A 12,908-nucleotide genomic window follows, 5' to 3' on the forward strand; every position below is an offset into this window, starting at 1 on the left:
ACCGAGGTGCACCTCGGTCACGCCGCTGGTGCTGTTTGCAGGGCTGAAGGTTGCGGGTGCGGCGGCCGGCAGTTATGTCGGACCGAAAGGTCATGACGAAAAGGCAGAGTTGATGAAAGTCGTTTCCACGTCCAAGTCGCATGGCGGCGTCCAGGGTGTTTACTCGCACGCTTCAGAGGTCTGCGCCTGCGACATGACCTTTGCCGTCTTCGTGCCGCCGCAGGCCAAGGATGGGCCGGTGCCGGTGCTGTGGTATCTTTCGGGTCTCACCTGCACCCATGCCAACGTCATGGACAAGGGCGAGTACCGGCGCCTGGCGGCCGAGCTTGGTCTCATCGTGGTCTGCCCCGACACCAGCCCGCGCGGTGTCGATGTGCCGGACGAGAAGGATAATTGGCAGTTCGGCTGCGGCGCCGGTTTCTATGTCGATGCGACGCAGCAGCCTTACGCCAGGAACTACCGTATGTATTCCTACGTTCTCGACGAGCTGCCGGGATTAATCGCCGCGAACTTCCCTGCCGACACGGCGCGCCAGGGCATATCGGGTCATTCGATGGGCGGACACGGCGCGTTGACGATCGCGCTGAAGAACCCCGACCGCTTCAGGAGTTGCTCGGCCTTCGCGCCGATCGTTCAGCCGACGACAGCTGGCTGGTCGCGGCCTGCGCTCGAGAAATATCTCGGCGCCGACGACAGGCGCTGGCGCGCCTATGACGCCACGCTGCTTATCGAGGACGGCCGCCGTTTTGGCGAGTTCCTGGTTGATCAGGGCACGGCCGATGGGTTCCTTGACGAAGGCCTCCGTCCGTGGCTGCTCGATGAAGCCTGCAAGAAGGCCGGCATCGACCTCACCTTGCGCATACAGGAAGGCTACGATCATTCCTACAACTTCATCTCGACCTTCATGGACGATCACCTGAAGTGGCACGCCGCGCGGCTAGGCTGAAGAACCGCCGGGCATTATCAGCGGTAGGGCTTCGGCTCGCCGCCTTTGAAGAACGTCCAGAAGCTTTCATAGATCAGGTCGGGACGGTGCTCGGCCGGGTAGTGGCCCGTCGGAATGGCCCAGCCTCTAAGGTCCGGCGCCCAAGGGGCCCATGCCTCGATAGGCGTGAGATGGCGTCCGACATGACTGTTGCTGCCCCAGATCACCATGACCGGGCATCCGATCTTCTTCTTGCCGAAATCGGCTGTGTCCATGGCAAGGTCGAGTGTCACGGTCGCCCGGTAGTCCTCGCACACCGCGTGGATCTGCTCAGGCGTCGTGCAGCGGGCATATTCCTTGAAGGCTTCCGGCGTGAATATCTCCAGCCCCACGCCCTTCTTGTTGAGCTTGTACTGGATGTAATAGTCGAGGTCTGCACAGATCAGCTTTTCCGGGAATGGCGCCTTCTGCGCCATGAAGAACCAGTGATAGCTTTCCAGCCCCCAGCCTAGGGTGACGTTGGTGAGAAGATGATAGGTCGGGATGATATCGAGCGCGCAGAAGCGCGTGATCCTGTCAGGCCGATCGAGCGCCATGCGGAAACCGACGCGGGCGCCGCGGTCATGGCCGGCAAGCGCGAATTTTTCAAAGCCGAGTTCGCTCATCACGTCGAAGGCATCTTCGCCCATGGCGCGGAAGCTGTATGCGGCATGGTCAGGGCCGCCGTCGGGCTTCGAACTGTCGCCGTAGCCGCGCAGGTCGATGGCAACCACCGTGAAGGATTTCGCCAGCGAAGGCGCGATCCGGTGCCAACTGACATGTGTCAACGGATTGCCGTGGACCAGCAGCAATGCCGGGCCTGAGCCCGCGATCGCGACATTGATCTCGGCTCCCCTGGTCTTGATCCTCCTGTAGGAAAATCCCTCCATCAGGCTCCGATGCTCCGTCTCCAGTGGGGGCATGAGGGATGCGGCGGCGACGTCCGAGGTGTTTTGACTGGCCATAAGGTTCTCCAGAACTCTGTCCCCTAAACCTCGCCTTCAAATTGAATACTGTCAACAATTTTCAGTTGACTTTTTTTGGATGCAGCGCAACATCGCACCGAGGTCGCCAAGCGAGGCTTGCGCGGCCAGTATCGGGTGGCCTTGCCACCGCCGAGCCGAAGGGGCGTGTCCATGCCAGATCCAGATAAGTCCTCGCGCAAAGCCGTTTCGCCGCTGCCTCGCCTGGCCCTGTTGCCGGGCGATATGACCGGCATCGGCCCGGAACTCGTTGCGCGCGTGCTGTCGGATGGCCGGCTTTCCGATGCTGCGCGCATTGTCGTTCTCGGCGACCGGCGTGTCCTGGAGATGGGCGCCCGCGATGCCGGCGTGTCTCTCTCCATCAAGACCGTGCCGGACGTCGCCTCGATCGACTGGAACGCGGCGGAGACGCCTGTCATCGATCTCGGTAATATCGATCCCGCGGCCTTGCCGCGCGGCGTGGTTTCCGCCGAGTCCGGAAAGCTGACCGGAGACACGTTGGCCGCCGCCGTGCGGCTGGCGATGAAGGGCGAAGTGGACGGCATCACCTTCGCACCGCTGAACAAGGCGGCGCTTCATGCCGGCGGCTGGAAATTTCCGGACGAGCACAAGATGTTTGCCCATTTGCTGGAACACAAAGGGTATTTCTCCGAGATGAACGTGCTCGACGGCCAATGGATGTCGCGCGTCACCTCGCACGTCTCCATGCGCACGGCTCTCGACCAGATCACCCATGACAGCATCATCGAGGCGATCCAACTTGTTGACCGCACCATGCAACGCGCCGGCATGAAGAAGCCGCGCATCGCCGTCGCTGCCCTCAACCCGCATGCCGGCGAGAACGGGCTGTTCGGGCGCGAGGAGATCGATCTGATCGGTCCGGCGGTCAAGGTCGCCGCGGCAACGGGCATCGATTGCAGCGGGCCTTTCCCCGCCGACACCATCTACATCAAGGCCTTCGCCGGCGAATATGACAGTGTGGTCGCCATGTACCATGACCAGGGCCAGATCGCGACCAAGCTGCGCGGCTTCAATCGCGGCGTGACCGTCACGGCCGGCCTCGAAACCGTCTTCACCACGCCGGCGCACGGAACCGCCTTCGACATCGTCGGCAAAGGCGTCGCCTCGACAGGTGCGCTGGAGAGTGCGGTTCGACTTGCGGCCCAGCTTGCGCGCCGCAAAAACGCGGAGCGCCAGGCTGCAGCCTGACCGATGTCAGCCAACCGGCCTTGAAACCAACTGGAAGCCAAATGACGAAATCCAACAGTTTCCGCATCGCGGTCATCCCCGGCGATGGCATCGGCAAGGAGGTCGTGCCGGAGGGCGTACGCGTCCTGGAAAAGGTCGCTTCGCGCTTCGGCATCGGCCTGTCGTTCGACTGGTTCGATTTCGCCTCCTACGATTATTATGCCCGTCACGGCCGGATGCTGCCTGAGGACTGGAAGGCAAGGATCGGATCGCATGACGCGATCTTCTTTGGCGCCGTCGGCTGGCCTGCCGGCGTGCCCGACCACGTGTCGCTGTGGGGGTCGCTTCTCCAGTTCAGGCGCGAGTTCGATCAATACGTCAACCTGCGGCCGGTGCGCCTTATGCCGGGTGTGCCGAGCCCGCTCGCCGGGCGCGGCCCAGGCGATATCGATTTCTGGGTGGTGCGCGAAAACACCGAAGGCGAGTATTCGTCGATAGGCGGCCGCATCTTCCCCGGCACCGAGCGCGAAGTGGTGGTGCAGGAAACGGTCATGACGCGCATTGGCGTCGATCGTGTGCTGAGGTTCGCGTTCGAGCTTGCCGCCAAGGGCAAGCGCAAACACCTGACCTCGGCCACCAAGTCGAACGGCATCTCGATCAGCATGCCCTACTGGGACGAGCGCGTGGAGGAAATGGCCAAGGCTTTTCCCGATGTGCGCTGGGACAAATACCACATCGATATCCTGACGGCCCAGTTCGTGCTTCATCCCGACTGGTTCGACGTCGTCGTCGCCTCCAACCTTTTCGGCGACATTCTGTCCGATCTCGGCCCGGCCTGCACGGGAACGATCGGCATCGCGCCGAGCGCCAATATCAATCCCGACCGCAATTTTCCGTCCCTGTTCGAGCCGGTTCACGGCTCGGCGCCGGATATTGCGGGGCAAGGGATTGCAAATCCCGTCGGGCAGATCTGGTCGGCCGCGATGATGCTCGACCATCTCGGCCAGGCTGAGGCGGCCGCCGGGATCGTTTCGGCCATCGAGACCATTCTCGCCGAGCCTTCGCTGCGCACGCGCGACCTTGGCGGCGCCGCAAACACCGTCGAGTGCGGCAAGGCGATCGCCGCAGCACTTTGACCTTCAGATCGTCGGCACCAAGGCAGAGAGGGTGTTTGCGTCGGCGAGATCGACCGCCGCTGCATGAGAACCGTTCAGCCCACGGGGGTTGCGGCGCGGGCGATGGCGGCGGCGTCTTCGAGCGTCTCTATCTCCCAGCACAGATCCCGCAGGCGCGCCGTTGCCGTAGCGCCCAGAACCGGTTCGGCAAGCCCGCCGAACTTTGCGTTCAGATCGTCGTCGGTCATCGGCCGCGCCAGGCTGCCGATCGCGTGCTCGACATGTTTCCTCAGGACGCGGCCGTCCTTGAGTCTGATCGTCACGTGACATTCGTCTTCGGCGACGCTTTGGGACGCCGCTGCACTCACGCGGTCGCGCAGCGCAATCACCTCCGGGTCGCGCACGCTCGCATCGCTGTATTCCTCCTCGCCGGCGCGGCCTTCGATGATGGCCACCGCTGCCGAATGGTAGACGCTGAACTTGCCCTCGAGACCGACCTTCGGCGTCTTCTTGCCGGTCAGCTCAAGCACCAGCGGATCGACTTCCAGTTCGATGCCCTCGATCTGCGCGGCCGTCAGTCCGAACTCGTTGCGCAATTGCACGCAGCCGTCGATGATCGGGTGGATGACGATGCCGCAGGCAAACGGCTTGTAGGTGTTCAGCGCGATCTCGAAGCTCTCGCCCAGACCTTTGGTGATCTCGTCGAAATTGCGTTCGGTCGACATGACGTGGGCGAAACCGCGCGGCGCCTCGAGCACGCGATTTGACGAGGTGAAATCGCGTTGCGCCATGAAGGCGGAGAGCAGTCCATTTTGCGCTGCGCGGCCCGGATGGAAGCTCTTGCACATGGTGCCGAACATCTCGCGGAAACCCGAAGACTGCGTTCCGGCGATGCCGAGCGCCCAGATCATCTGCTGTTCGGTGAGGCCAAGCAGCCGCCCCGCTGCGGCGGCGGCGCCAAAGACGCCGGCTGTTCCGGTGATGTGCCAGCCGATGTCGTAGTGAGCGGGGTAGACCGCGTTGCCGATACGGCATTCGACCTCGACGCCGAGGATAAAGGCATGCAGCAGATCACGGCCGCTTACCGGCCGCAGCTGCGCAAGGCTCAAGATGGCGGAGGCGACCGGCCCGGCGGGATGGATGATGGTGCGCAGATGCGTGTCGTCGAAGTCGAAAACATGGCTGGCGATGCCGTTGAGAAGCGCGGCATTGAGTGCGTCCAGCCGTTCGCCGCGGCCCAATATGGAAGCCTGATCCCTGCCGGCAAACGGCGACACGGCCGCGAGCGCAATATCGACGCTCGCATGTTGCGAGCCGCCCACCGCACAGCCTGTCCAGTTGAGGAAGGAGCGTACCGCTTCGCGCCGGACATTACCGGGCACGCTGTCTGCGGATGCCGACACGACATAGCGGGCCAGTGTGGCGGTGACGTCAATCATTTGATCTCTCTGGATTGCCGTTGCACAGGACTGCCTGCCGGCGTGCTTTGTTGGTGATTGGCGCGGATCACGCCATGAAGGCGCCGCCGTTGACGTGAACGGTCTGGCCGGTGATGTAGCGGGCTGCGGGGCCGCAGAGATAGCGCACGAGCAAGGCTACTTCCCGCGGCGTTCCAAGCCGGCCGACCGGCGGCAGTTTCCCGACATGGTGAGAGGGTTCTCCGCCTGCCCGCACTGTGTCGATCATGCCGGGCGAAACGCAATTGACGGTAATGCCGTCGCCGGCAAGGTCATGGGCGAGCGCGCGCGTGAAGCCGGACAGGCCCGCCTTCGCGGTCACGACATGAGCGCGTCCGCCGGCGCCGGTATGCGCCGACAAGCCACCGATGTTGATCACTGCTCCCTGTCCTGACTTCTTGAGGTGCGGGAGCGCCGCATGGGCGGTCAGGAACGCGCCGTCGAGGATGATCGAAAGCACGTCGCGCCATTCGGTGAAGCTCATATCCTCGAACGCGGTTTCATGTCGTACGGCGGCGCTGTTGACGAGAATGTCTATGCCGCCGAACTCCCGAACGGTCGCGCCGACCAAGGCATCGACGGCACCTGGGTCGACGACATCCGCCAGGACGGCCTTGGCCTTTCCTCCGGCGGCTGCGATTTCATTGACGACGGACTGGGCTTCAGCCTGGGAGTTGCGTGCGTTCACGACCACGGCGGCCCCGGCGCCAGCAAGCTCCAGCGCCATGATGCGTCCGATATTGCGGGCGGCTCCCGTTACGATGGCGACGCGGCCTGCAAGTTCCCGTCCGCCGTTCATGCCAAGCTCCCGTCGGACCGGTCCGGGCCGGCCACTGCCATTGAAGGCATCTCTCGAGACCAATCGGTGCGGCTCATGCGAGATCCCCGGTGTCGGGCGCGTTGCCGCTCGAATGTCCAGGGACGGCCGCTGCCGGCAGGGTCATACGGCTCTTGCCGCTCAGCACATGCAGGAAGGCTGCCTCCATGGCGGCTGTCGCGTCGCCGTTTCGCAATGCCGCAACGATGCGGCGATGCTCAATATTGGACACGGAGAGGCCGCCGCCTTGCAGCAGCGCGCGCTCCCGAAACAGGTGCAGTTCCTTGACGAGTTCGGAATAGGCCTTGTGCAGCCGGCCGTTGCCCGCGAAGCGCAGGATCGAATCGTGGAATTCCAGATTGAGTGGGTAGTAGGCATCGAGCGAATGCATGGCGACCGCCTCCTCCATGCCATCGAGCAAGCGCTCGAGTTCCGAAATATGCGCCGCCGTGACCTTCGTGGCCAGGAGGCGCGCCGCCGACGCGAACAACCCCGCACGCACGTCGTATAGCTCGGCGGCCTGGTCCTCGCCGATCCTGCGCATGAACACGCCCCGGTTGGGGACAAGCTCGAGCAGCCCTTTCTCGGCAAGCGCGCGGCACACTTCGCGGATGGGACCGCGGCTCACCGAAAAGCGGGTCGCCAGCGAATTCTCGTTCAGTCTTTCACCCGGGGCGAATTCTCCCGACAGGATGAGGCTCTCCAACTCGCGCCGCAGGACGCTCGTCAGGGAGTGGTTCTGAAGAAACTCAAGCTCGGCCCTCATGAGATCGTGATCTACTATTTACTGCAAACTGTCAACAGAATACAGTGCGACTGACAGGCAGGATCATTGCTGGCCGAAAGCTGGAGAAAACCGGAGTTTCATGCCTCAGGCGGACATCCCGCTGGTGAAGGATGCGTTGCCTTCGCCAAGCCTTTTCGAACTCTTCCTGGCGTTTGCCAAGCTCGGCATCACGAGCATTGGCGGGGGCGTGAACGGCATGATGCACACGGAATTCGTGGTGAATCGGGGCTGGTTCACCGACCGGCAGTTTCTGTCCGGCCTAGCTCTTGCGCAGTCCTTGCCCGGTGTCAACGTTGCAAACCTGGCGCTCTGGCTCGGATATCAACTCAGGGGTTTCGTCGGAGCCTTCGTGGCGCTGTTGGCAGTGGTGCTGCCCCCGGCCATCGCGATCATCCTGATAGGAAATGTCGTGCTGAGGCTCAGCGCCGATCCCGCGATCGGCGCGCTGCTTGCGGGCCTCGCCGTCGCGGCAGCCGGACTGTCGCTTTCCGTCGGCTATCTTGCCATGCGGTATGCCTGCGTCGACGTCATTTCAACGGTCCTGTTTGCCTGCACGCTGGTCGGTGCATCCGTCTTTCATCTTTCTGCTCTCGCCATCGTTGCGGTGCTGGCGCCCATCGGCATCGGCATCGGCTTTGTAAGAAAACGGCATGAAAGACGATGATCTGCTTCTTACCCTGTGTCTGGTGTTCGCGCCCTTGTCATTGATGGCCATCGGCGGCGGATCCTCCATTCTGGGCGAATTGCAGCACAGCGTCGTCGATGACAGGCACTGGCTGACCAACAAGGCTTTCCTCGACATGTTTGCCATCTCCCGCGTCGCACCCGGACCGGGAACCCTGATCGTCACGCTGATGGGATGGCACCTTGCCGGATGGGCGGGGGCTATCGTTTCGACGATCGCGATTTTTGCGCCGTCCTCGCTGCTGGTGATCGTGATCGCGCATTTCTGGCACAGCCGTCCGGATGCGGCGTGGCAAGGCGCCCTGGTCTATGGTTTGGCGCCGCTCGCCGCAGGGCTGGTGCTGTCCAGCGTCTTGGCTCTCCTGAGCAACGCGAAAGGCGGCTGGATCGCCTGGTGCGTGGCCATCATGGTCGCCGTTGCGGCGCGTAGGGTTCGTTTGGGGCCCTTGACGCTGATGGTTGTCGGATCGGTCCTCTTTTGCAGCCTGCTGATGGCTGTAGGATAACGCATGTCGCCCAAATTTTGGGACAGTGACAAGGCATGGAGAAGAGCTGAAGCGCGTCGCACGGATCCGTTTCCACGCGAAGCGCCCGGCAATTCCGGCCGACAAATGCCGCTGCTCTCAACGGCAATGCAGATAGTCGTCAGTTAATTGTTGACAATTAACAAAATTAGATCGACCTTGGGGAAGAGGCACAGGCACATCGCTTGTGAGTGAGTGTTCGGGAGGACCCATGGCCTTTGTGGAACTCGACAATCTGACCAAGCGGTACGGGAAGTTGACCGTCGTCAATCAGGTCGACCTCTCTATCGAGAAGGGCAAGCTGGTGTGCCTGCTCGGCCCGTCGGGCTGTGGCAAGACCACCACCTTGCGCCTGGTCGCCGGGTTCGTTCAGCCGTCGGATGGTCAGATCCGCGTCGGGGGCCGTGTGGTGTCGTCGCCGCATGCCAGCGAGCCTCCGGAAGCCCGCAACATGTCGATGATCTTCCAAAGCTATGCGCTCTGGCCGCATATGACGGTTTTCGAGAACATCGCCTACGGCCTGCGGCTCCGCCGTATGGGCAAGAGCGACATTCAGGCGAAGGCCGGTCGCATCCTCCAGGCGACCAAGCTTGAAAAACTGGCTGAGCGCTATCCGGGCGAATTGTCGGGCGGTCAGCAGCAGCGTGTTTCCCTTGCCAGGGCCCTTGTCATCGAGCCGGAGACGCTGCTGCTCGACGAGCCGCTTTCCAATCTCGACGCCAATCTTCGTGAGGAGATGCGGTTTGAAATCCGTCGGCTTCACGACGAGTTCCGCTACACGACCGTCTACGTCACTCACGATCAGACCGAGGCCATGACCGCCGCCGATGTCATCGTGGTGATGAACCAGGGCAATGTCGAGCAGGCTGGTTCTCCCGAGGACATCTACGAACGACCGCGCTCGGAATTCGTCGCGCAGTTCATCGGCGGCACCAACATCTTCAAGGGCAAGCGGATCGGAACGGACACCGTCGATTGCGGCAATGGTTTGGTGCTGCGCTGCGGCAGCGGCGACTACGCCTCCAACGGCCAGACCGCGGTGTCGGTGCGGCATCACGACCTGCACCTCACGAACGAGAAGCCGAAAGGCGATCCGAGCAACTGGGCCACCGGAAAGGTGCTGCGCCAGGTCTATCTTGGGTCGCATCGCGATTATCTCGTCAATCTATCAGGTGGCGAAACCGTGCGGGCGATTGCGCCCGTCGATGTCGCGGTCCCGGAAAACCAGCAAATCTGGCTTCATTGCCCACCTGATCGCTGCCGGGCGCTCGCGCACTAAAGGGAGAGAGAAATGTCGAACACGAAAGTCGCAGCAGGCGCGCTTTTGGCAGCCTTGGCGTGGAGCCAGGTGGCCTGGGCCGCCCCGCCGGAGCCCTATCATGTGACGGACGAGCTGGTTGCCGCGGCAACCAAGGAGGGCTCGGTCGTCTACTACACCTCCACCGACGTGCAGGTTGCCGAGAAACTGGGCTCCGCCTTCGAGGCGCATTATCCGGGCATCAAGGTCCAGGTGGAGAGGGCCGGTTCCGAGCGCGTCTTTCAGCGCATAGGGCAGGAATATTCGAGCGGCATCCACAATGCCGATGTCATCGAGACCTCCGACGCATCCCACTTCCTCACATTCAAGGATCAGAACTGGCTGACGCCGGCCGTTCCCGAGGACGTGGCCAAGATGTGGCCGGAAAAGGATCGTGACCCCGACGGGCTCTATGCGGCTTTCCGCGCCACGCTGACCGTCATCGCCTACCGGACCGACTTGGTGAAGGAAGAGGACGCACCAAAGACCTGGACCGATCTGCTCGATCCCAAATACAAGGACAAGCTGGTCAAGTCGCATCCTGGCTACAGCGGCAACGTGATGACCGCGACCTATGCCCTCAGCCAGCTTCTCGGTTGGGACTATTTCGAGAAACTGGGCAAGCAGGGCGTCATGCAGGTCCAGTCCTCGACGGAGCCGCCGAAGGTCCTTGCCCAGGGCGAGCGCCCGATCCAGGCTGATGGCAATGAGTACAACGTGTTCATCCTCCAGGACAAAGGCGTGCCGATCAAGGCGGTCTATCCGGCGGAAGGAACCTCCATCGCCTACGGCAACGCCGCCATCCTGGCTTACGCTCCTCATCCAAACGCAGCCAAGCTTTTCTATTCCTTCATGTTCTCGCAGGAAGCCCAGCAATTGAACGACGATTTCGGTGGTCTGCGTTCGGTTCGGCCGGACGTGAAGGAAAAATCCAACCGCACGCCGCTTTCCCAGATCAAGCTGCTTGAGTCCGATCCGGCGAACGTTCGCGACGCCATCGAAGAGATCAAGCAGAAATACGAAGAGTATTTCGGCACGTGAGTAGCGGTTCGCCGTCAAGTTGGACCGGTGGCAGAATGAAATGATTTTGCGATGTCGTCGTGGGCGACATCGCAAGATCCCGGGTCGGGCCGGGGGTGTTCTGCCGATATCAGATCAAGCTCAGAGGTGACCAGGTGACCATCGCTGCATTGTCCCCCGATTCCGCCACAAGGCGGCGCCTCGGCAGGTTCGATTTGTCGACACCTCTTTTCGTGCTGCTGGCCGGCATCCTGTGCGTGCTGGTGCTGCTGCCGTTGTTCTGGCTGGGCTACTACAGCATCACCAACAAGGCGGGTTCCCTGACCCTGGCGAATTTCGCCCGCCTCTTTACCGACGCCACAATTCGCAGGGCGTTCCTCATCGCACTTGGCATGGCCGGCTGCGTCGGCCTGTTCTCGTGTCTCGTCGCCACGCCGCTGGCCTGGCTTGTCGCGCGCACCGACATGCCGGGGCAGCGCCTTGTCCGCAGTCTGGTGACGGCATCGTTCGTGACGCCGCCCTTCCTGGGCGCCATTGCCTGGGCAATGCTGGCCGCGCCGAACAGCGGTATTCTCAACAATATCTACCGCTGGGCCTTCGGTCTCGACCAGTCGCAAAGCCTGTTCGATATCTACACCTTCACCGGGCTGGTCTTCGCGGTCACCTGCTATTCGTTTCCCTTCGTCTTCACGCTGGTGGCCAACGCCTTCGACAAGGTGCCGTCCGACCTGGAGGAAGCATCGGCGATCCTCGGCGGCAAGCCCGGCACGACATTGCGGCGGGTGACGCTGCCCATGGTGCTGCCTGCCATGCTGGCCGGGTCCCTGGTGGCCATCGTCCAGGCCTTCACCATGTTCGGCTCGCCGGCGATCCTGGCGCTGCCGGCCGGCTTCCACGTCATCACCACCAAGATCTGGAGCTATTTCCAGTTTCCGCCGCGGCTCGATCTCGCCGCGGCCAGTGCCGTGCCCCTGCTCGTGGTCACCATGCTCCTGCTCTGGGGGCAGAGATGGCTGCTCGGGCGCCGCGGCTATACCGTGCTCGGCGGCAAGAGCGGCACGCCGCGGCGCGTGAAGCTGGGCAACTGGAAATGGCTGGCCGGCGCATATGTGTTGTTCATCCTGTGCGTGACGGTCCTGTTTCCCTATCTGGCCCTGCTCAAAGTGGCTCTGACGCACAATATTTCCGAGCCGCTGAGCTGGAGTTCGTTGACGCTCCATAATTTCCATTTCGTGCTCTTCGAATTTTCCAGCACGCGGCTGGCCATCTGGAACACCTTGATCCTTGGTTTGTCGACGGCAACGATCGCGACCGGCATCGCGCTTGTGGTGTCGTATCTGGTTGCGCGCCGCGCCGCGCCGGGCGCGGCATTTCTGGGCGTGCTGGCAACCGCGCCGATAGCCATTCCGGGCATCGTGCTCGGCGTCGGGCTTTTCCTCGCCTATGCCAACCCGACATTCGGTCTCTACGGTACCTTGTGGATCCTGCTGATCGCCTTCCTGACGATCGAGCTTCCGGCCGGTTATCAGCAATTGTCATCGGCATTCCATGGCGTGCATCCGGAACTGGAGGAAGCCAGCCGCATTCTCGGCGCCACCCGCCTGAAGACCTTATGGCAGATCACGGCGCCGTTGCTGCGCACCAGCCTGATCGCGGCCTGGTGCTTCGTCTTCATAGGCACCTTCCGGGAATTGTCGGCGACCGTGCTTCTGACGACGGCGCAGACCAAGCTGGTCTCAGTCATCATCTACGACCTCAACGAGAGCGGCGACTACGGAGCGATTGCGGTGCTCGGCATCTTGCTGCTGGTGGTTTCGTTCACCGTTGTTTTTATTGCGAACAAGGTCCCGGTTCTCGGCGGAGCGCCTTCGAGGAGCGGTGGCTGAGGTGGATGCGGTCTTGATTCCACAGCAATTGTCCGCGTTTCGCTTGACAAGAGGAAGTATGTCTCAGTCATGGTCCTGCTTGGATGCCGTCGGCATCAATTGGACGAAGGAGATCAAACCGTGGATGATGCCCAGGCAAAGTGTTCGCGGCCAGCCAGGCCGGATCAGGCAAATCGTGTCGTCCGC

12 protein-coding genes are annotated in these 12,908 nt (G+C 62.4%); 8 read left to right on the top strand and 4 right to left on the bottom strand.

The features are described 5' to 3' along the window. The first annotated feature begins 112 nt into the window (after positions 1-112). Entirely contained in the window at positions 113-946 is an 834-nt protein-coding gene (fghA, locus tag LB551_RS12595; RefSeq protein ID WP_224659703.1) for an S-formylglutathione hydrolase, read from the top strand. A 17-nt stretch (positions 947-963) separates the two neighbouring features. Here the strand turns inward: fghA and LB551_RS12600 are convergent, their stop codons facing one another. After that, positions 964-1,929, bottom strand: coding sequence for an alpha/beta fold hydrolase (locus LB551_RS12600; protein WP_224659366.1), 966 nt, complete (start codon positions 1,927-1,929; stop codon positions 964-966). A 171-nt stretch (positions 1,930-2,100) separates the two neighbouring features. Here LB551_RS12600 and LB551_RS12605 point away from each other — a divergent pair, with 171 nt between their 5' ends. Then, a complete protein-coding gene (locus LB551_RS12605; RefSeq protein WP_224659367.1) occupies positions 2,101-3,156 on the top strand; it encodes a PdxA family protein in 1,056 nt (351 codons plus the stop codon). Positions 3,157-3,197: 41 nt separating this feature from the next. Beyond that, positions 3,198-4,271 carry a tartrate dehydrogenase gene (locus tag LB551_RS12610; protein ID WP_224659368.1) on the top strand — a complete coding sequence of 358 codons (1,074 nt, stop codon included), beginning with the start codon at positions 3,198-3,200 and terminating at the stop codon, positions 4,269-4,271. A 74-nt stretch (positions 4,272-4,345) separates the two neighbouring features. On the opposite strand, the gene LB551_RS12615 is transcribed toward LB551_RS12610, so the two are convergent. From LB551_RS12615 to LB551_RS12625, 3 genes are all read right to left on the bottom strand, one after another. Beyond that, complete coding sequence (locus tag LB551_RS12615) at positions 4,346-5,689, bottom strand: MmgE/PrpD family protein (RefSeq protein WP_224659369.1); 1,344 nt, start codon at positions 5,687-5,689, stop codon at positions 4,346-4,348. Positions 5,690-5,756: 67 nt separating this feature from the next. Next, positions 5,757-6,506 (bottom strand): SDR family NAD(P)-dependent oxidoreductase, encoded by a 750-nt coding sequence (locus LB551_RS12620; RefSeq protein WP_224659370.1) that lies wholly within the window; start codon positions 6,504-6,506, stop codon positions 5,757-5,759. A 73-nt stretch (positions 6,507-6,579) separates the two neighbouring features. Then, complete coding sequence (locus LB551_RS12625; RefSeq protein WP_224659371.1) at positions 6,580-7,290, bottom strand: FCD domain-containing protein; 711 nt, start codon at positions 7,288-7,290, stop codon at positions 6,580-6,582. 100 nt (positions 7,291-7,390) lie between these two features. On the opposite strand from LB551_RS12625, the gene LB551_RS12630 reads away from it, so the two are divergent. The 5 genes from LB551_RS12630 (at position 7,391) to LB551_RS12650 (ending at position 12,722) form a co-directional block, all read left to right on the top strand. Further along, a complete protein-coding gene (locus LB551_RS12630; RefSeq protein WP_224659372.1) occupies positions 7,391-7,975 on the top strand; it encodes a chromate transporter in 585 nt (194 codons plus the stop codon). After that, positions 7,962-8,501, top strand: coding sequence for a chromate transporter (locus LB551_RS12635; protein WP_224659373.1), 540 nt, complete (start codon positions 7,962-7,964; stop codon positions 8,499-8,501). The genes LB551_RS12630 and LB551_RS12635 overlap by 14 nt, the downstream gene beginning before the upstream one ends. A 229-nt stretch (positions 8,502-8,730) precedes the next feature. Further along, positions 8,731-9,798 carry an ABC transporter ATP-binding protein gene (locus LB551_RS12640; protein WP_140551289.1) on the top strand — a complete coding sequence of 356 codons (1,068 nt, stop codon included), beginning with the start codon at positions 8,731-8,733 and terminating at the stop codon, positions 9,796-9,798. Between the two features lie 12 nt (positions 9,799-9,810). Beyond that, positions 9,811-10,857 carry an ABC transporter substrate-binding protein gene (locus LB551_RS12645; RefSeq protein ID WP_140551288.1) on the top strand — a complete coding sequence of 349 codons (1,047 nt, stop codon included), beginning with the start codon at positions 9,811-9,813 and terminating at the stop codon, positions 10,855-10,857. A gap of 194 nt (positions 10,858-11,051) precedes the next feature. Continuing rightward, positions 11,052-12,722 (top strand): ABC transporter permease, encoded by a 1,671-nt coding sequence (locus LB551_RS12650; protein WP_224659374.1) that lies wholly within the window; start codon positions 11,052-11,054, stop codon positions 12,720-12,722. Positions 12,723-12,908 lie beyond the last annotated feature (186 nt).

Origin of the sequence: Mesorhizobium sp. BR1-1-2 (assembly GCF_020165435.1) — a bacterium.
Classification (GTDB): Bacteria; Pseudomonadota; Alphaproteobacteria; order Rhizobiales; family Rhizobiaceae; genus Mesorhizobium.

What these genes read in the sequence shown, in the direction of transcription:
- fghA (WP_224659703.1), top strand. Translation starts at nt 113, where the DNA reads ATGAAAGTCGTTTCCACGTCCAAGTCGCATGGCGGCGTCCAGGGTGTT.
- LB551_RS12600 (WP_224659366.1), bottom strand. Translation starts at nt 1,929, where the DNA reads ATGGCCAGTCAAAACACCTCGGACGTCGCCGCCGCATCCCTCATGCCC.
- LB551_RS12605 (WP_224659367.1), top strand. Translation starts at nt 2,101, where the DNA reads ATGCCAGATCCAGATAAGTCCTCGCGCAAAGCCGTTTCGCCGCTGCCT.
- LB551_RS12610 (WP_224659368.1), top strand. Translation starts at nt 3,198, where the DNA reads ATGACGAAATCCAACAGTTTCCGCATCGCGGTCATCCCCGGCGATGGC.
- LB551_RS12615 (WP_224659369.1), bottom strand. Translation starts at nt 5,689, where the DNA reads ATGATTGACGTCACCGCCACACTGGCCCGCTATGTCGTGTCGGCATCC.
- LB551_RS12620 (WP_224659370.1), bottom strand. Translation starts at nt 6,506, where the DNA reads ATGAACGGCGGACGGGAACTTGCAGGCCGCGTCGCCATCGTAACGGGA.
- LB551_RS12625 (WP_224659371.1), bottom strand. Translation starts at nt 7,290, where the DNA reads ATGAGGGCCGAGCTTGAGTTTCTTCAGAACCACTCCCTGACGAGCGTC.
- LB551_RS12630 (WP_224659372.1), top strand. Translation starts at nt 7,391, where the DNA reads ATGCCTCAGGCGGACATCCCGCTGGTGAAGGATGCGTTGCCTTCGCCA.
- LB551_RS12635 (WP_224659373.1), top strand. Translation starts at nt 7,962, where the DNA reads ATGAAAGACGATGATCTGCTTCTTACCCTGTGTCTGGTGTTCGCGCCC.
- LB551_RS12640 (WP_140551289.1), top strand. Translation starts at nt 8,731, where the DNA reads ATGGCCTTTGTGGAACTCGACAATCTGACCAAGCGGTACGGGAAGTTG.
- LB551_RS12645 (WP_140551288.1), top strand. Translation starts at nt 9,811, where the DNA reads ATGTCGAACACGAAAGTCGCAGCAGGCGCGCTTTTGGCAGCCTTGGCG.